The sequence below is a fragment of the Chitinophaga pendula genome, from assembly GCF_020386615.1.
GTDB classification, from domain to species: domain Bacteria; phylum Bacteroidota; class Bacteroidia; order Chitinophagales; family Chitinophagaceae; genus Chitinophaga; species Chitinophaga pendula.
The window spans coordinates 2175717-2197187 of the sequence record NZ_CP077769.1; the positions used below are offsets into that span (position 1 = coordinate 2175717).

At 48.6% G+C, this 21471-nt stretch carries 2 protein-coding genes; both read left to right on the forward strand.

What is annotated here, in order from left to right; translation table 11 throughout:
• Nucleotides 1-6 precede the first annotated feature (6 nt).
• Entirely contained in the window at nt 7-19719 is a 19713-nt protein-coding gene (locus KTO58_RS08180) for a non-ribosomal peptide synthase/polyketide synthase (RefSeq protein WP_225860132.1), read from the forward strand.
• A gap of 37 nt (nt 19720-19756) precedes the next feature.
• The gene (locus tag KTO58_RS08185) at nt 19757-21433 is read left to right on the forward strand and encodes a cyclic peptide export ABC transporter (RefSeq protein WP_095839849.1); all 1677 of its coding nucleotides are present in this window, start codon (nt 19757-19759) and stop codon (nt 21431-21433) included.
• Nucleotides 21434-21471: the final 38 nt, after the last annotated feature.

A 21471-nucleotide genomic window follows, 5' to 3' on the forward strand; every position in this document is an offset into this window, starting at 1 on the left:
TCATACATGAGTGGTTTTAATCTGGCCGACATCTTAGATTTGTTGAAAGAAGCGAATGAGAGTGGTATCAACTTCACATTGGAAGAAGAAAGGTTATATGTACAAACACCGGAAGACAGAGAAATAGATACCCTCTTCCTGACCAGGCTGAAAGACAATAAGCATCACCTGATTACTTATTTCAAACAGCACTTGCCCAAAGAACAGTCCTCCGCATTAGCTGGTAAAATACCCGCCGTGCCCAGGGCAGAGGACATGCGCATCCCCCTATCCTTCAGCCAGGAACGACTCTGGTTTGTCGACCAGCTCGAAGGTACCGTCTCCTATCACATGCCGGCAGCATTACGGCTTACCGGGACGCTCGATGTTGAAGCACTGGCGAAACACATCCGTACCATCGTCAACAGGCATGAAGTGCTCCGCACAGTGATTGAAGAAGAAGAAGGAACTGCTTATCAGCGCATTCTTGCTAAAGACCTGTGGCAACTACAACATGTAGATGGAACAAACGTAAAGGATGAAGCTTCATTACAACAGCTGCTCTCCTCACTTGTAGATAAACCTTTCGATCTGTCCCGTGACCACATGTTACGGGCAGATCTAGTAAAAATATCCGACCAGGAACACATACTTGCCCTGGTTATGCATCACATCGCTTCAGATGGTTGGTCTGTTGGCATTCTTGTGGGAGAACTGACAGAGCTCTATCGCGCAGATGCGACAAATACCCCGGCCGAATTACCGGAGCTCGATATTCAGTACGCCGATTTCGCCATCTGGCAGCGTAACCAGCTCACAGAAGAAGTACTCGATGCTCAATTGGCTTACTGGAAACGCCAGCTCAACGCCACCACACCACTCGAACTTCCTACCGACTTCGAACGCCCCCTCACACCGGGTAACAAAGGTGAAACCCTCACCTTTGATATCAATAGCGATCTGCTGACACAATTACAGCAACTGTCACAAGAACATGACTGCACATTGTTTATGACACTGATGGCCACCTTCCAGGTAATGTTATACCGTTACTCTGGCCAGGATGATATCTGTGTAGGTACACCAGCAGCAGGTAGAGTAAAAAGCGCACTGGAGCCACTCATCGGATTTTTTGTAAATACACTAGCGATCAGAAGTCGCATCGCGGGGCAACCAGCTTTCGTGGATTTCCTTCGCCAGGTACGCACCACCACTCTCGATGCTTACGAACATCAGGACGTACCATTCGAAAAAGTAGTGGAAACAGTTGTGAAAGAAAGGAATACGGGCAGAACGCCATTATTCCAGGTTATGTTCGCTCTTCAGAACGTGCCGGCTTCTCCTGAACTCGAAATGGGCAGCCTTCAGATGCAGGACGAACCCCTCGTACGCAGCACGAGTCTCTTCGATCTTCTCTGGTCAATGGAAGAACACGTTACTGGCCTGCGTCTCACCGTGCAGTTCAGCACGGAACTCTTCTCTGGCAACACCATTCACCGGATGTTCGATCACTTCACTTACTTGCTTAAAGCAGTAGTTAATGATCCGCAAAGAACTATCAGCTCTCTCCGGATGCTAACTGACACAGAAGAAAAAGAACTGGTATCCTTCAACGATAATACACTTCCATATCCCGAAAAGGATGCTATTACAACATTGTTCGAAAAGCAGGTAGCCACTACCCCAACAGCAACTGCTGTAGTTTTCGGCGACGAAAAATTGACTTACCAACAGCTGAATGAGCAAGCGGACCAACTGGCGGTATACCTTCGCGCCAATGGTGTGCAGGAAGAAGTATTGGTGCCCATGTGCATCGATCGCTCCCTTAACCTTATGGTGGGAATATTGGGTATACTTAAGGCAGGTGGGGCATATGTACCTATCGATCCTGCTTACCCCCAAGAGCGTATTGCTTACATGATCCGGGATACTAATGGAAAAGTAGCACTGATAGATAGTGCCTATACCGCGCTGCTAAAGGGAGTAAATCCGGAAATGACCACCGTACTGATTGACCAGGATGACTGGCGTCAGCAGGTGGTAGCGCCTTTCACTGCCCGAAATACACCTGATACTTTAGCCTATGTTATCTATACTTCCGGCTCTACCGGCCGTCCTAAAGGCACCTTGGTAACCCATAAGAACGTAACTAGCCTGGCCACCGGCGGCGGTTTTGTAAGTCTCACCGCACAGGACGTCCTGCTTTCCACCGGTTCTCCGTCTTTCGATGCTACTACTATCGAATACTGGGGCATGCTCCTCAATGGCGGACAACTGATACTCATGTCAGAAAAACAACTGCTGGAGCAAACACTGCTGAAACAGGAAATAAAGAAAAGGGGGATAACCCTGATGTGGTTCACGGCCAGCTGGTTTAACCAGCTTATCGACGAAGATATCACCATCTTCGAAGGTCTGAAGACCGTAATGACAGGTGGTGAAAAACTTTCAGAAACGCATATCCGTAAATTCCAGGCAGCTCACCCGCATATCGTGGTAATGAACGGATACGGTCCTACGGAAAATACTACCTTCTCCCTCACGCACGATATCCCACATCTCGAAGAAGGACATCGAATTCCCATCGGTAAACCCCTGGCTAACCGTACCGCCTACGTGTTGAGCAACGACCTGCAATTATTACCGGTAGGGGTGCCGGGCGAACTATACCTAGGTGGGGTAGGGGTATCCCGTGGATATCTCCATCAGGAAAATCTTACAGCCGAAAGGTTCATCAACGATCCGTTTAGCGATGTGCCGGGAGCAAAACTTTATAAGACCGGAGACAGGGCTCGCTGGCTCGCTAATGGCACCGTAGAATTCATGGGCCGTATAGATGAACAGGTGAAGATCCGCGGTTTCCGTATAGAGCCTGGTGAAATCGATGCTGTATTACGGCAATGCCCGGGTGTAAAAGATGCCGTAGTCACCGTAGATACTTCCCGTAATGGCGAAAAACGACTGGTAGGATATGTAGTCCCCGTTGCCGAATACGATCACGAGCAGATATTCGACTACTTACGCGATCGCCTGCCGGCCTATATGGTGCCTGCATTCCTGATCCGAATGGAAATACTCCCGCTCACCGCGAATGGTAAGGTGGACAAACGCGCATTACCTGCTCCCGACGATAATGCGTTATTCAATACAACACCTTATACAGCCCCCCGTGACGAAAAAGAAACAGCAATCATCGCTATTTGGGAACGCCTGCTGGGAGTAGCTCAGGTAGGTATTCACAACAACTTTTTCGAACTGGGTGGACACTCCTTGCTAGCTACACGCGTCGTATCCGCCATACGTAAGGAACTCGAAACTGCATTAGTGGTAAAAGACCTCTTTACACATCCTACGGTAGCACAACTGGCAGCATACCTGCAAACACAGCAGGGAGGCATAGACAACATCGTAGCTACCATAAGACCGGATAAAGTACCGCTGTCTTTCAATCAGGAAAGGCTCTGGTTCATCGATCAGCTCGAAGGAACAACGCAATATCATCTGCCAGTTATCCTGCGGCTAAGAGGTACATTGCAATCTAACGCCCTGCAGGAAGCACTCAGCAACATCGTACAACGCCACGAATCCCTCCGTACAGTAATACGCCAGGCTGATGGACAACCTTATCAACATGTATTGCCGGCAAATAGTTGGCAGCTGCAGATAGTAAATGATCCATTGTATGTAAACGACCTTGCTGCCAGACAACAATACCTGGAAAGTGTAATATACGCGCCTTTCGATCTGGCCAGTGAGCATATGTTACGCGCTCATCTCATTGTATTGAGTAAGCATGAACATCTCCTGGTATTAAACATGCACCATATCGCTACCGACGGATGGTCCATGAGTATTCTCGTAAATGAGGTGATCGACCTGTATCGCGCATTCACTACCAACTATACTTCTCCACTGGCACCACTGCCTGTACAATATGCAGACTATGCCATCTGGCAACGTAATTCGGCACAGGCAGAACAACTTAGTAAGCAACTGGTATATTGGAAAGAACAATTGACTGGTGTTACCCCCCTCGATCTGCCAACGGACTATAACCGTCCTGCTACACAGACCGTAAACGGTACCTCCTGGCATTTTAATCTCGATAACAACCTTCTGATACAACTCAAGCAGCTGTCACAGCAACAGGGTGCTACCTTGTTCATGACATTACTCGCCGCATTTAAGGTATTATTGCATCGCTATAGCAGACAGGAAGATATCACGGTAGGTAGCCCGGTATCCGGCAGAACCCGCCAGGAAACTGAAGCGCTAATTGGGTTCTTTGTAAATACCCTCACTTTACGTACTCAATTATCAGCAGGGAAATCATTCCTGTCTTTGTTGCAAGACGTGAAAAAAACTGCATTGGATGCTTTCGCTAATCAGGACGTGCCGTTCGAAAGAGTAGTAGAAGCAGTCGTAAAAGACAGGGACCTGACACGCAGCCCCCTCTTCCAGGCAATGTTCATTCTTCAGAATACGCCACACACACCAGACCTGCAACTGGGTGAGTTGGATCTTTCCTACGAAACGGTAGCGCAACGCACCAGTCAGTTTGAACTGACGTTCTCCCTGGAAGAAACAACAAATGGATTGGAAGGTCATGTCGAATATAACACTGACCTCTTTAGTGAGACCACCATCAGCGCAATGGCAAGACATTTCAGCCATTTGCTGCGGGAGGTGGTTGCTAATCCGGCACGGGCGTTGTCCGATTTCGGCATGCTGGATCAGGCAGAACAATACCACCTCGTACATACCCTCAACCAGACAGTTGTTAACTACCCGGATATTGCTACGCAGACGTTGATAAGTCTTTTCCGCCAACAGGTGCAAAAAACACCGGAAGCTACCGCAATAGTGTTCGAAGGAAATACCTTAACCTACGCACAACTGGACACCGCCTCCAACCGCTTGGCCAACTACCTGCTGGCCAATGGTGCCGATAACACAAAACCAGTGGCACTCTGTGTAGAACGGTCCCTCGAAATGATCGTCGGTATATGGGGTATCCTCAAAGCCGGCGCCGCTTACATGCCGGTAGATCCGGCTTACCCGGCTAACCGTATTGGCTACATGCTCGAAGATGCCGGTGCCCTGATCCTCACCCAGGAGAAATTCGCCAACGAAATACAGACCATCGCAGCTGCCACCACATTACTGCTGCTCGATAAAGACCAGGATAAGATCAACAAGGCCGCAGATAAAACACCTGACGTAAACATCACCCCGCAGCACGCGGCTTATGTGATCTACACCTCCGGCTCTACCGGCCGCCCCAAAGGTGTAGTCAACGAACACGGCGGTATCGTCAACCGCTTATTGTGGAAACAGTCCTATTTCAACATAGATAGCAACGACGCTATCCTCCAAAAGACCACTTTCTGCTTCGACGTTTCTGTATGGGAACTCATATGGCCTTCTCTGAACGGCGCCCGTATGGTATTGGCTCATCCAGAAGGACATAAAGATCCTTCTTACCTCCAACAGGTAATAGAAGACCAGCATATCACGACGATCCATTTTGTACCGTCCATGTTGAGTGTATTCCTGGATCAGCTACCTGCCGGTAGTTGCAGTTCTCTGCGCCGTGTTATCTGTAGTGGTGAAGCTCTGAAGCCGGCCCAGGTGAGAGCCTTACATACCCAACTGCCTGCAGCAGAATTGTATAACTTATACGGTCCAACGGAAGCTGCTATCGATGTCACCTATTGGCATGCTCCGAGAGAAGAAAAGATCAGCATAGTACCGATAGGGCGGCCCGTATCAAATACTGCATTATATATATTGGATGCCACCGGTAATCTGCAACCGCAAGGTGTTTGGGGTGAACTTTATATTAGTGGTGTACAGGTAGCAAGAGAATATCTCAATCTTCCTGATCTCACCGCAGAACGTTTTATCGCTGATCCTTTTGCCGCTGTTCCGGGTACCAGGATGTATAAAACAGGGGATCTGTGTCGCTGGATGCCTGATGGTAACATCGAGTACCAGGGTAGGATAGATAATCAGGTAAAAGTGCGTGGATTCCGTATAGAGCTGGGTGAAATTGAAGGTGTGTTGCAGGAATCTGACTTGGTGAAAGATGCGGTAGTGACCGCCTTTACTGGTGTAGATGGTAACTACCAGTTAGCGGCTTATATTGTTCCAGCAGGAGATTTCGACAAAGAAGGTATCTATCAGGCTATCCGTCAGCAATTGCCGGACTATATGGTCCCCGCAATACTTATACCACTGGATCGTATCCCTCTGAGCAGCAATGGTAAGGCAGATAAGAAAGCCTTGCCCGCACCTACCACTGTAGACGGACTGGCTACCCGTGAGTATGTAGCACCACGTACTGAAACAGAACAAATAGTGGCGCATATATGGCAGGAACTGCTGGCGGTAGAAAAAGTGGGTGTTCATGACAATTTCTTTGAACTGGGTGGACACTCCCTGTTGTCCATGCGACTGATAGCAGCTGTCCGGAAACGTCTGGGTGTAGAGCTGCCCGTAAAGGCATTATTCGTACATACCACCATTGCCACTCTGGCAGAGCATGTCCTGCAACAAAAGGGACAACAGGCGTTGTTGCCAACGATCACACCTGCTGTACGTCCGGAACGTATACCGCTTTCATTCAGCCAGGAGAGACTATGGTTCATCGATCAGCTAGAAGGGTCTGTACAGTATCATATGCCTGCAGCATTACGTCTTTCCGGTATACTGGATAAAACCGCCCTCAGCTTCGCCCTCACACAAATCGTACATCGCCACGAATCATTACGCACAGTTATCAAAGAAGACGATGGTCGCGCCTACCAGACAGTACTGCCCAATGGTAAATGGAAAATGGGCGTTATCGATAAACCGCTCTACAAAAAAGATCCCGCCGCTCTGCAGGCACTAATACAGGAAATCACAGAGCAACCCTTTAACCTGGCTAAAGATCATATGCTGCGCGTACAGCTGATATCGCTGGGTAAAGAAACACATATTCTGGTACTGGTAATGCACCACATCGCCTCCGATGGTTGGTCCGTAAACCTCCTGGTGAAAGAACTGGTCGCCTTATACCATGCCTACAGCAGCGGACACACACCACCGTTATTAACGCCGCTGCCACTCCAGTACGCAGACTACGCCATCTGGCAACGTACCTACCTCACCGGCGCTATACTCGATAATAAACTGGCATACTGGCAACACCAACTCTCAGGTGTCACCCCCCTGGAACTGCCCCTTGACTATAGCAGACCTGCCGCACAAAGCATCAATGGTGCCATGAAGCAGTTCCGCTTCGATAAATCGTTGTATGCCGGTTTACAACAACTGGCACACCAAACGGGCGCGACACTCTACATGACCGTATTGGCAGCATTCAAAGTATTACTGTACCGATACAGCCGCCAGGAGGATATCTGCATAGGCACGCCCGTAGACGGCCGCATGCAACAGGAAACAGAAGAACTAATCGGCTATTTTGTCAACACACTGGCTCTTAGATCAGACCTCAGCGGAAAACCGTCCTTCCGTAAACTGCTGCAACAGGTAAAACGAACCACATTAGACGCTTTCGAACACCAAGAAGTGCCTTTCGAAAAGATAGTAGACACCGTAGTAAAAGAACGTGACCTCAGCAGAAGTCCCATTTTCCAGGTGCTCTTCGGCTGGCAGAAAATCGCAGACAACACAAGCCTCTCCTTCGGTACACTGGCCTTTGAAGAAGAGAAATACGAACACACCACTTCCAAATTTGAAATGTCCTTCCTTATGGAAGAACAGGAAGAGGGAATAGGAGGTAGTGTAGTGTATTGTACAGACCTGTTCAATGCGGCCACTGTTGATCGTATGGTGTCGCACTTCGAACAACTGCTGAAAGGTATCGTAGCGCAACCTGATGAGGCGATAGATAGCTTTGCCTTACTTACAGCAACGGAACAGACACAACTGAAAGAATTCTTCCAACGCGCACCTGTATCCTACAAAGCGAAACATGTATTCACTGTTACAGAACTTTTTGAACATAAAGCAGCTTTATATCCTTCTGCAAATGCGGTAGTATTCGAAGATACTTCGCTGACCTACCAGCAACTTAACGACAGAGCCAACCAGCTTGCCCGTTACCTCAATAGTAACGGCGTAAAAAAGGGTAGCCTGGTACCGCTCTATATTGAACGGTCTGTGGACATGATAGTGGGTATCCTGGGTATTATCAAAGCAGGAGCAGCATATGTACCAATTGATCCTGAACATCCTACCGAACGTATTGCCTGGGTACTGGAGGATACAGCAGCGTCTATCGCAATAACCTGTGAGTCCTGCTTGTCAAAATTCCCATCCACATCTGCACAACTGCTCGCCCTTGATAGTGACTGGGATAAGATAAACTGGTATCCGGCTACCAACATTCCATTACAGGTGAATGGTGATGATCCCGTTTACGTGATCTACACTTCGGGAAGTACTGGCCGCCCCAAGGGGGTGATCATTGCACATCGTCATTTGGCCGACTATTTCTACGGATTAAGAGCAGCGACCCCGATCGCCGATAGCGATTCCTTCGGCTTACTTTCCAGTATTGCCACAGATCTTGGTAATACCGTGTTATTCGGTTCGCTATTGGGCGGAGGTACTTTACACCTTTTCTCCAAAACAACCATTAACGATATTGATATACTTGCTACCTATTTCCAGGAGAAGCAGATAGATTGTATCAAAATAGTGCCATCTCACTGGAAAGCATTATCAACACCAGGCCGTTTGCTGCTGCCTCAGAAATTGCTCGTATTCGGTGGTGAAGTGCTCGAAACATCCGTAATAGCAGATATCCGCGCCGCAGGAGCTTCCTGCGTAGTTGTGAACCACTATGGTCCTACCGAAACCACTATAGGTAAACTCCTCCATATCGTGGGCGATGTCAGCGAATATGGTAAAGTAATCCCCATAGGAAAACCATTCTCCAATACACAGGTGTATATCCTCGGCCCCGGAAAGCAACTATGCCCCGTAGGCGTTCCCGGCGAATTATATATCGGAGGTGATGGCGTGGCCACAGGTTACCTCAACAATAAAACACTCACCGCAGAAAAATTCATTACCGACCCCGTAAACCCCGCCAATGGAAAGGTATACTGCACCGGAGATGTTGTGAAATACCTCCCCAATGGCAATATCATATTCCAGGGACGTGCCGATGATCAGGTCAAGATCCGCGGATACCGTATTGAACTGGGTGAGATCGAAAGAGTACTTAACCAACATGAACATATCAGTCAGGCTGTTGTGCTTGCAAAAGCAGATACACAGGGCAATAAGCGCCTGGTCGCTTATGTAGTCGCTGATGCGTCAGTAGACAAAAATGCGATCAATACTTACCTTAAAGTGCAGTTGCCTGACTATATGGTACCCGCGCAAATACAGGTACTGGATCAATTCCCCATGTTAGCCAATGGTAAGATCGACAAACGTTCATTGCCTGAAGCGGAGATCACACCCGCTATTGATGCCTATATACCCGCTCGTAACGAAACAGAACAGGTACTGGTACAGATATGGGAAGAGGTATTGGGAGCACAAAGAATAGGCGTCACTGACAATTTCTTCGAACTGGGAGGTGACTCTATTATCACGATTCAGGTAGTTAGCAGGGCTCGTCGTCATCACCTCAGCCTTCAGGTAGCAGATATCTTTAATCACCAAACTATTGCTGCACTGTCTGCTTTGTTGGCTACACGTACCGGTGGTGTAAAAGCCATCAATGCTGAACAAGGTCTCCTTACTGGAGCCGCCGGCCTGCTGCCAATACAACAGTGGTACTTCGAGAAAGAACAGGGCGTCGATACCCACTACAACCAGAGCATCCTCCTCGAAGTAGATAAAAATATCAGCCAGGAAGTATGGAACGCCGCTATTCGCCTGCTGACACAACAACACGATAGCTTAAGATTTACTTACCACCACACCGATGGTCAGTGGATACAGCAATATAGCGAACTCGAAACACTGCTGTCCGTAAAAGACCTCCGGAAAACAAAACCGGATGCACTCACCGCAGCCATCGCCAAAGCAGGAGAGGAGGGCCAACGCCGCGTCAACCTGTCTAATGGCACACTACTGAGCGCTACACTGATACTTACTCACAAAGACGTAAAACAAAACCGCCTCCTGCTGGCCATACATCACCTGGCAGTAGATGGTATCTCCTGGCGCGTAATACTCGAAGACCTCGAAATATTACTCGAAGCCTTACAACAGGGTACCGCCGTTTCCCTTGGAGAAAAAACAAGCTCGTACAGAGAATGGTATCAGGCTCTCAGCGAATACGCACAACGTCCTGCAGTACAAACGCAGGCCGACTACTGGGAAACAGCTACCGCACAATATAGACCTGCACCGGTAGATCACTCCTACAATGGCCCGCTGCATCGCAAAGACATAGCTACCTACCAGGTAAAATTGGATGCAGCCCTTACCCGCCAGCTCCTCCAGGAAGTAGCCCCTGCCTACCGCACAGATATCAACGACCTGCTGCTTAGCGCCATGGCCCGAGTGCTCAATAATTGGGCTGGCCGACCTGTAACCATTGGCCTCGAAGGGCACGGTAGAGAAGATATCTCTACAAAAGTAGATATCAGCCGTACTGTTGGATGGTTCACCAGCCAGTACCCACTCACGCTCGATACTACAGGTATCACCGACAATGGTCTGCTAATCCGTCATACCAAAGAAATACTACGCCAGATTCCAGACAAAGGTCTTGGATATGGTGTACTGAAATATCTGGCTGGCCACACGGCATTGCAGGGAGAAACCCCTTGGGATATCACATTTAATTATCTTGGACAGCTAGACTCCCTGGGTGGGAAAAACAGCAAGTGGATAACGCCTGCAGAAGAAGCAGCTGGTAGTACAATGGGAGAAGCATACGTCATCCGCCGCCGCATATCCGTAAATGGTATGGTGGCCGAGGGCACATTACTGTTCGACTGGGACTATAGCACCAAACACTATAACCCTGATACCATCCATCAGCTGGCCGAACAATACGTACAGGCTCTTACCGCATTGATCAGTCACGCAGCTATCCAGGTGAAAAAACAACAATGGCTCACCCCATCCGACCTCGGACTGGGGGGCCTCGTACAGGCTGCTGAGCTGGATAACTTCCTCTATACCCCGCTACCAGATGGATCCACCCGCAATGAGCAGATCAGCAGCATATATCGCCTCAGTGGTCTGCAGGAAGGGATGCTGTTCCACGGGCTCTACGACGGCAACGAAGAAGATGCCTACACCGAACAGTTCACCTGGCACCTGAAAAACCTGAATCGCGATATATTCGTACAGAGCTGGGAATATCTCCTTCAAAAACATAGTATACTTCGTAGCGCCTTTATATACGACGTCTTCCGCATACCTGTACAGTGTGTATATCGCAACGTAACATTACCGCTGGAAGAACTTGACTTCCGTCACCTGAAGGAAGAATTGCTGGAACAGGCTTGTAAAGAATACGAGCACAAGAACAAAAGCAAAGGTTTCGACTTTGCCGCAGCGCCGCTCATGAGAGTAGGATTGATCCGGGTAGCAGATGATAAATACCGAATGATATGGACCTGTCACCATCTACTCATAGATGGTTGGTCCATGCCTATCCTCATCGAAGAACTTTCGCAGGCATACGAAGCATTGGTCAATGGTGCTACACCTTCACTTGGTGAAGAAGATCGTTATGAAGACTATATTCGCTTCCTTGAAAGCAGAGATAAAGGTGCGGAGAACGAACATTGGAAAAATTACCTGGGCAACGTCAGCACCAATACATTACTGCCTTTTGTCAACGCTACCGCTGAAAGAACTAAAGGAAAAGGTACTTATCTGATCGAACAACTGCACCTCGACGAAGAACGCACCCGTTCCATTAATACGTTCGCACAACAAAAACGACTCACCGTCAATACCCTCATGCAGGGCGCATGGGCATATCTGCTATATAAATACACGGGTAGTAACGATGTATCCTATGGTATCATCGTATCCGGCCGGCCGGATGAACTGCCGGGTATTGAGAAGAGAGTAGGGATGTATATAAATACCCTGCCTTTCCATACCGCCATCTCCGGAGAACAACGGGTGATCGACTGGTTACTTCAGATCCAGCAGGAGCAGGTAAAATGTCGCCAGTATCAATATACCCCAATACAGGAAGCGCAACGCTGGACTGGTATTCCCGGCGATCTGTTCGATACGCTGATGGTATATGAAAATTATCCTGTAGATCGTAAAGTTACCAGCGTAACTGGTGGTCTCCAAGGAGAGCAGGAGCCGGTAGAAGAACATACCAACTATCCGTTGAGTATTGCGATTGGTGCAGAAAAGGAAATAGCTATCTTGTTTCAGTACAATTCTGCCCTCTTGGATGTGGCATACATCCATCAGCTAAAGACGCACTTCGACCTTGTATTGTCACAATTGGTGTCAATGGCAGATGCACCTATCACTGCGTTATCTTTAATGGCTGAAGCTGATAAACAGGTCCTCGATAAACAATTCAATAACACAGCGGCGCCGTACCCTGATAACGAGACTATCACTAATTTGTTTGCTGTACAGGTAAGAAACAAGCCTCAACATACTGCCATTGTTTTCGGAGATGACCGTATTACCTACGAAGAGTTCGATGCCCGATCCAACCAGGTAGCACATTTCCTGGCTGCCAGTGGTATCCCGGCAGGTAGCATGGTAGGGTTGCTTGCCTACAGAGGTTTCGACATGATGGTCGCTATGATGGGTATACTGAAAAGCGGCTGCGCCTATGTGCCTTTCCACATAGAATACCCGGCCGAAAGATACCAGATGATGATCGAAGATGCGGGTATACAACACGTGCTTTACACCGATCAGGAACTTTTCGAGAGTGCCGGTATAGACGCTAACATTGGTTTACATATCAGCGGCTCACAGGTATACAGTAAAGGACATTTCAATATCCGTATCACACCCGAAACGGCAGCCTACGTGATGTATACGTCAGGTACTACTGGTCGCCCCAAGGGTATTGCTGTTGATCACCGTAATATCCTGAAACTGGTATATGATGATGGCCCTATAGCTATCAATGGCGACGACATATTGATGCAATGGTCTAATTATGCATTTGATGGCTCCACTTACGATATCTTCAGTGCATTCCTGATGGGGGCTACGTTGGTCCTTATCCGCGATGAACAGGCCTCCGATATATATGCATTGACAGCCATCCTCGCTAAAGAAAAAGTTAATGTATCCTTCATGACCACCGCCTTGTTCAACAGTTTTGTAGATACGGCTGTAGAACATCTGTTACCACTCCGTATGGTATTATTCGGTGGTGAAATGGTGTCATTGACACATGTTAAGAAAGCATTTGCAGTATTGGGACCTGGTAAGATGGTACACGTATATGGTCCAACAGAAACGACTACTTACGCTACTTATTATGCAATAAACGAACTCGCACCACATGGACATATCCCGATCGGGCGTCCGCTGGCAAATACCCGTATTCTGCTGCTCGATACCAATGGACAGGTAGTACCGCCGGGTGTGAATGGTGAATTATATATCGGTGGTGATGGCGTAGCGATCGGATATGTAAACAACGAAAAACAGACATCCGAACGTTTCATTACCGTCCCTGGACAAGACGGGCGCTGGTATAGATCCGGGGACCTTGGCCGCTGGTTGCCGGATGGTAACATTGTCTACACCGGTCGCGCTGACAACCAGGTGAAGATCCGCGGTTACCGTATCGAGCCAGGTGAGATCGAAACAGTTCTCCTGCAATGTCCGCAGGTAAGCGAAGCCATCGTAACTGTCCATACCGATGCCAACGGCACCAAAAAGCTACTGGGATATGTAATACCAGAGGGTGAATTCGATAAATCGGCCATCGTAACATTCCTCAAAGGACGTCTGCCTGATTACATGGTACCGTCCATGCTTATCGGCATGGAAAAATGGCCACTCACTGTAAATGGTAAGATCGATAAGAAAGGACTGCCGGCTCCGTCAGATGCAGATGTGCTCCTAACCAATAGTTACGTAGCACCACATAATGAAATAGAGAAACAACTGGCAGGAATATGGCAGGAGTTGCTGAACCGCCGCCAAGTAGGTCGCAATGACAACTTCTTCGAACTGGGCGGCGATTCTATCATTACTATCCAGGTAGTAAGTCGCGCCAAACGTTTTGGATATACGCTGCAGCCAAGGGATCTATTCGTACATCAGACAGTAGGCGCATTGGCCAACTTGCTGGCCTCCAGGCAGACACAGGCAGTGTCCGCGGAGCAGGGAGTACTTACTGGCCAAAGCGGATTGCTGCCAATACAACAGTGGTATTTCGAGTCAGAGAGCACAACACTCTCTCACTTCAACCAGAGTATGTTACTGGCGGTAGACAAGAAACTGAATACAGCTATCCTCTCCACTGTCATCACACAATTAGTCGCCTATCACGATAGCTTACGTTTTGTATACGATAAGGCTTCTACCGGCTGGACACAAACATATGGTACCGCTACTGGCGCCCTGGAGATTGCAGATGTGACCACTGCCGAAGGTGACTCACTGGAAGAACAGCTCTATATGCTGGGCGATCAGTATGCCCGCAGCCTTGATATTAACAATGGCATACTGTTTCGTGCTGTACTCATACAAATGCCGGAACAGGAAGAATGTCACCGTCTTTTGTTTGTCGTACATCACCTGGCAGTAGATGGCGTCTCCTGGCGTATACTCCTGGGGGATATCGAAAGATTACTTGAAGCAGCTACCAGCGGAGCCGAACTTTCCCTGGGCCTTAAAGGAAGCTCTTACCGCGAATGGTATAATGCACTAAATACATACAGCCGGCAACCTCGCCTGCAACGTCAGCGTGATCAATGGCTGCGTGTAGTGCAAAACTATCACCCGGTACCTGTAGATATGCCTTTCGATGGCGTACTAAGAGGTGACGACATGGGCCTGTGCTCACTCCGCTTGTCACCGGAACTGACCAGACAACTGTTGCAGGAAGTGCCCCGTGCTTACCATACAGAGATCAACGATGTACTGCTGAGTGCTTTATCGGCAGTACTGTACGACTGGGCGGGTGCTAATATCTCTATCGGCCTCGAAGGCCATGGTAGAGAAGATATCTCTGCCGATATCGACATCAGTCAGACCGTAGGTTGGTTCACCACCATGTATCCTATACAACCAGATGCCTCTACAAGAACTGACAGGGGCCGCCTGTTGAGAGAAGTAAAAGAATACCTCAGACAGGTACCTGACAAGGGGCTTGGGTATGGCGTATTCAAGTACATCCTGAACGACGAAGCCTTCCATGGCAACGAACCTTGGGATATCACATTCAACTACCTTGGTCAGTTCGATAGCGTGTTGCAGCAGAACAAATGGTTCCGGACTGCTACGGAAAGCGCTGGCTCAGATGTAGGAGATGACTACCGCATCCGACATAAATTCTCCGTAAGTAGCATCGTCGAAAAAGGAGAATTACTGGTATACATCAGCTACAGCCAACGCCACTACAAAGAGGAAACTATACAACAGCTGACAGAAAAATATGTACAGGAGCTCGAACAGCTGATCCTGCATGCACTCCGCCAGCTGGAACAACATCCCATAGCGACACCTTCAGATTTCGGTCTCACTGGTCTCGCCACTAATGCGGAATTGGATAGCTTCATCTATCATCGCCTTACCACAGAGCAGTTCTCTTCTGTATACAGATTGAGTAGCCTCCAGGAAGGAATGTTCTTCCACAGCTTATATGATTCTTCCGCAGGTCACTATACCATCCAGTTCACCGGCTTGATCTATCATCTCAACGTACCGATGTTCATCCAAAGCTGGCAATACCTGCTGCAACAGCATACGATATTGCGTAGTGCATTCTTCCACGACGCCTTCCAGGTGCCTGTACAGTCCGTATTCCGCAATGTAACCATGCCAGTAACACAACTGGACTTCACCGGCATGACCGAAGAAGATAGAAAAATAGCGATAGATCGTATCGAAGAAGAAGAACGTAGCAAACCATTCGATCTCGATACTCCGCCACTGATGAGACTGATATTGGTCCGCCTACAGGATGATCACTATCGCATGGTCTGGACGTTCAGCCACCTGCTGGTAGATGGATGGTCACTCCCTATCCTTATTTCCGGGCTGTTACAGAACTATGAAGACCTGATGAATGGCCAGCAGCCTTTGGTACAGGAAGATCGCTACGAAGACTATATTCGCCATATCGAGCGTAAAGACAAGTATGGAGCAGAAACATTCTGGCGTAAATACCTGGCTGAAGCAGGTAACGGTACCCTGCTGCCTTTCGTGCCGCAAACTGCCGAAAGGACGAAAGGTAAAGGCGACTACCAGGTGGAAGAAATGATACTGGATGCCGGCCGTACCGCCACTATATTGGCTTACGCTCAGCAGCAGCGTGTTACCGTTAATACGGTTATACAGGCAGTATGGGCATATCTGTTATCTTCCTACACCGGCCAGCAACGTGTTACCTACGGGGTAACAGTGTCAGGTCGTCCGGACGATCTCGCAGGTGTAGAACAACGCGTCGGATTATATATCAATACCCTGCCACTATGTACTGCCGTAGATCCCGAACAGGAAGTGACCGCATGGCTCCAGCAGATCCAGCAGGAACAAGTACAAAGCCGTGAGTACCAGTATACATCACTCAATGATATACAACGTTGGCTCGAAGTATCCGGTGAACTGTTTGACAGCTTCCTCGCATTCGAAAACTTCCCTGTAGATGACCTGCTTTCCGTACAGGAATGGCAACTCCAGCTGGACGAAACCTTCATGCAGGACCACGCGAACTACCCCTTAGGCATCTCCGCTACAGTATCAAAAGACATCCGCCTCGCACTCAAATACAACCGTGCGCTGCTCGATACTCCATATGCCCTGCTGATACTGGAAGGATTCGATCATATCCTCCGTCAGCTTTGCGATCGCCCGCAGGTGAAAGTGAAAGAACTGTCCCTGCTCACTGCAGCGGCTACCAGACAACTGCTGGTAGACTTCAATAAAGGTGATTTTGAACTCAATATACCAAAGGGTACTACCGTCCTTGATCTGTTCGATGAACAGGTGAAAGTACGCCCTGATGCCACCGCCCTGGTATTTGATAATGACTTCCTGACGTACGCAGAACTCGATGAAAGAGCTAACCAGCTCGCTCACTATCTACGCAACAAAGGAGTAAAAGAAGAAATGTTGGTGCCGGTGTGTATACTCCGCTCACTCGATATGGTAGTGGCACTTTTTGGTATCCTCAAGGCGGGCGCTACCTATCTGCCGATAGATTCTTCTTATCCGATGGATCGTATCACTTACATGATAGAAGACAGCCGCGCCACTGTAATGATCACTTCCTCAGACCTCGCAGAACAACTACAGCTGCCTGCCGGTCCGGAGATGATTTACCTGGATACCGATGATACGCTGATCCGTAGCATGTCTGTTAAGGCTCCGCAGACCGCATTAACGGCGGAGAATATGGCCTATGTGATCTATACATCCGGTAGTACCGGTCGCCCTAAAGGTGTGATGATCGAACATCGTGGCGTTGTCAACCTCGCCATGAGCCAGGCCATATCCCTGCGTCTCGAACCTGGTATGAGAACATTACAATTCGCAGCATTCGGATTCGACGCATCCTGCTACGAAATATTTAACACCCTCCTGAGCGGCGGATGCCTCGTAATACCCCGCCAGGAAGACCTTATGTCTGCCGCACAATTTGGTGCGCTCGTTCGCAGCCAACAAGTGGACCTGGTAACATTACCGCCGTCCTATCAACATACTATTCGTGAAGAATTAGGCAGCATCCGCACGATCGTTTCCGCTGGCGAACCGCTCAACAGGGAAGATGGAACATACTTTCAGTCTAAAGGTATCCGCCTCGTAAACGCATATGGCCCCACAGAAAATACAGTATGTACCAGTCTTACCGATAATCCGATCCTGCCTACTGCTATCGTGATCGGTAAACCGGTCGCCAATGTGCAGATCTATGTCCTGCGTCCTGATCGCTCTCTGGCACCGGTTGGCGTAAGCGGAGAAATTTGTGTAGGTGGTGCCAACTTGGCAAGAGGATACCTCCACAGACCCGAACTGACAGCGGAAAAATTTATCCCACATCCGTTCAGTAACATACCTGGCGACAGGATATATAAAACGGGCGACCTCGGTCGTTGGCTACCTGATGGTAACATAGAATACCAGGGTAGAATAGATGAGCAGGTGAAGATCCGTGGCTACCGTATCGAACCGGGTGAAATAGAACATGCGCTCGAACAATCCGGCCACGTCAGCCAGGCCATTGTCCTCGCTAAAGGCGAAGGAGACAGCCGCGGACTTGTTGCGTACATAATTCCTGAACAAGGATTTGATCGTAACGAAGTGATGACTTACCTTGCCGGTCGATTGCCGGAGTACATGGTGCCCGCGCAGTTCGTTTCAGTAGAAAGCTTCCCCATTACTGCCAACGGTAAGATCGATAAGAAAGCTCTGCTGTCCATGGAAACCATCGTAACCACCGCTACAGGATACAGCGCAGCCCGCAATGCCCTGGAAGCACAGCTGGTAAGCATGTGGGAAGAACTGCTCGAAATTGACCATATAGGTATCAACGACGATTTCTTTGAATTAGGTGGACATTCGCTGCTTTCTATTAGGTTGGTGTCAGCGATCAAAAAAGAAATGGGAATAGACGTGTCCCTCAGCCAGGTATTTGAAGTGCCGACAGTAGCCGGACTGGCCGCCGTACTTGATAGGATCGCCGCCGCCTCCGCTATAACAACAGATACGACCGCAGCAAAGACCCCGGAGAAAGACCCCGACGTCCTTCTGCTCAACAAAGGCGATAAAACCCGACCCATATTCCTCATCCCCGGACAGGATGGCCTGGCAAATGGTTATGATGCCGTTGCCGCCGGTCTCACAACAGCTGGCCTGGTATATGGTCTCCAAATGCCGGGTGTAAACGAAGGGGATACCCCGCTAGATAGCATGGCCGCCATTGCGACGACCTATCGCGAACGTATCCTGTCATTGCAGCCACAAGGTCCATATACCCTCGTTGCCCACTCTTTTGGTAGCTACGTAGCCTGGGAACTTACGCAACAGCTTGAAGCAATGGGTAAAGAAGTGTCCATACTCATATTGCTGGATGCAGCGGCACACCCTGTACCTCTGAAGCTGGAAGACGAAGGAAAAGGAGAGGACCTCCCTGCCGTCCTGAGAAATGAAGCTTTCGCACTGATAGTAGAACATCGTATGGAAGACAAATTGCCGGCCGACGCAGAGCAGGTACTGACCGCTCAGATCGCAACATTATCGCCCAAAGAGATCATCCCGGCGGTGATAAAGTATCTGAGATCACATCTCAGCGGAGAAAAACTGGATAGCCTCTGCCTGGCATTAAGAGTGCTGAATATGAAGGTGAATAACGTAGCAGTGTTGAATACGCATACCGTAGGCGGTAGCGTAAATACACCTGTAGTCGTTGTCAAGGCAGAACAGGAAGCCTGGCCGGGATTACAAGCCGACCTTGGATGGGCCGCACATGCCGCCGTACAGTCACACGTATCCCCAGGGAATCACTTCTCCATGCTCAAGAACGATAACGCCACCGCCTTGTCCGCATTGATTTTAAAACAAGTTAAACCGAGGTCATAAACAAACACTAATTATCTAATCTCTTGAATCCAATAGTATGAACTTGCTAAGTTTGTTGCAGAGAAAATCCAAATTGTTTTATGTCCTGCTTCTGCTCCTGGGACTGGTCAACAGTATCTGGTCCAGTGCTTTGCTGTTGCTCATCAATAGCAAAGTATCAGGTACACCACTGCCCTTTGTAAATGGATATGACTGGCAGATCTATGTAGGCCTCATAATTGCCTCATTCATCACATCTGTATATTTCCAGTCCTATACCATTAAATTGACCTATGAGCTGGGTAATGACCTCGGTCTCTCCATATTTGAAAAACTACGTTTCACCAACTATGAAGAGTATGTAAGTCTGGGCGAAGATAAAGTACGTACCGCCACCGCAGACGTAACCACTTTACAACGTTTCCCACAGATATTCATCGAAGCCTTCAATGCTGGGGTGATGATACTGGTAGGGGTCACCTACCTCTTATTTGTCAATTTGCTGGGGGCACTCGTGATCTCAGGGGTGTTGATACTGCTGGGTGCTTTGTACTATATCCGCAATATCGCTATACAACGCGACCTTAACACGGTGAGAGACCTGGCTAACGTATATCAGCAAAGTGTGAATGACTTCCTTAAAGGTTTCAAAGAAGTAAAAATGAGCATCCGCAAAAGCGACTCCCTCTATTATGATCATATCACCACCAACCGCGATCGCGTAAGACACCTGACGGTAAAGACCATGATCAGTTATATGGGTAATGAATTGATGGGTAACTACGTGTTCTATATGCTGATAGGTGCCATCATCTTTTTACTGCCCTTATTATTAGGTACCGGTGCCGTAGTAAGCAGCAGCTTCATCGTAACATTGCTCTACCTCATGGGACCTATCGGTATCGCTGTCGGACAGATCCGCGAATTCACCTTGATGCAGATCGCTGTAGAACGCCTGCAGGAATTCCACCAGCGCATTAATGCCTCTAAAGCAATCGAAATAGGCCATGGCGATGTGAAAACTATGAGCGGTGAATTCGAAAGCATCCGCTTCGAAAGTGTAACCTACGAATACTACGATACCAAACGCGCGCAGACTTTCCGCCTCAAACCACTGAGCATAGAAATAAAAAAAGGAGAAAGCATCTTCATTACAGGTGGTAACGGTAGCGGTAAAAGTACCTTCGTCAATCTTCTCACAGGATTATACATCCCACACAGCGGCTCCATTTATCTCAACGAAAACCCGGTAGGAGAGAATACCTACCCCGGATATCGTGATCGCATCGCTGCTATATTTACGGATAACTGCCTCTTCGCAGAAAACTATAGCAACCTCGATCTCGATCCCAACAACGAACGACTCATGTACCTGATCCGCAAAATGGAATTGCAAGACGTAATATCCTTCGATGCAGAACGCAAATCTATCAGGGCAGACCTCTCCAAAGGACAACAAAAACGCCTGGCGCTCATATACGCCTTGCTGGAAGATAAAGATGTCATGGTAATGGATGAATGGGCGGCAGAACAAGACCCCGTGTTCCGTGCCTTCTTCTACAAAAAGATTATCCCCGAACTAAAGGAAATGGGAAAGACGGTGATCGTTGTGACGCATGACGATGCCTACTTCGATTGCGGTGAACGCCTGATCAAATTTGATTACGGCCAGATCGTCAGTGATACGCATGCTAAGCCTGCCGTACAGAACGCCATTTCAATGAACCACAACTAATAATAGTATCCGTTAATCACCTGAAGGGTACACAGGAG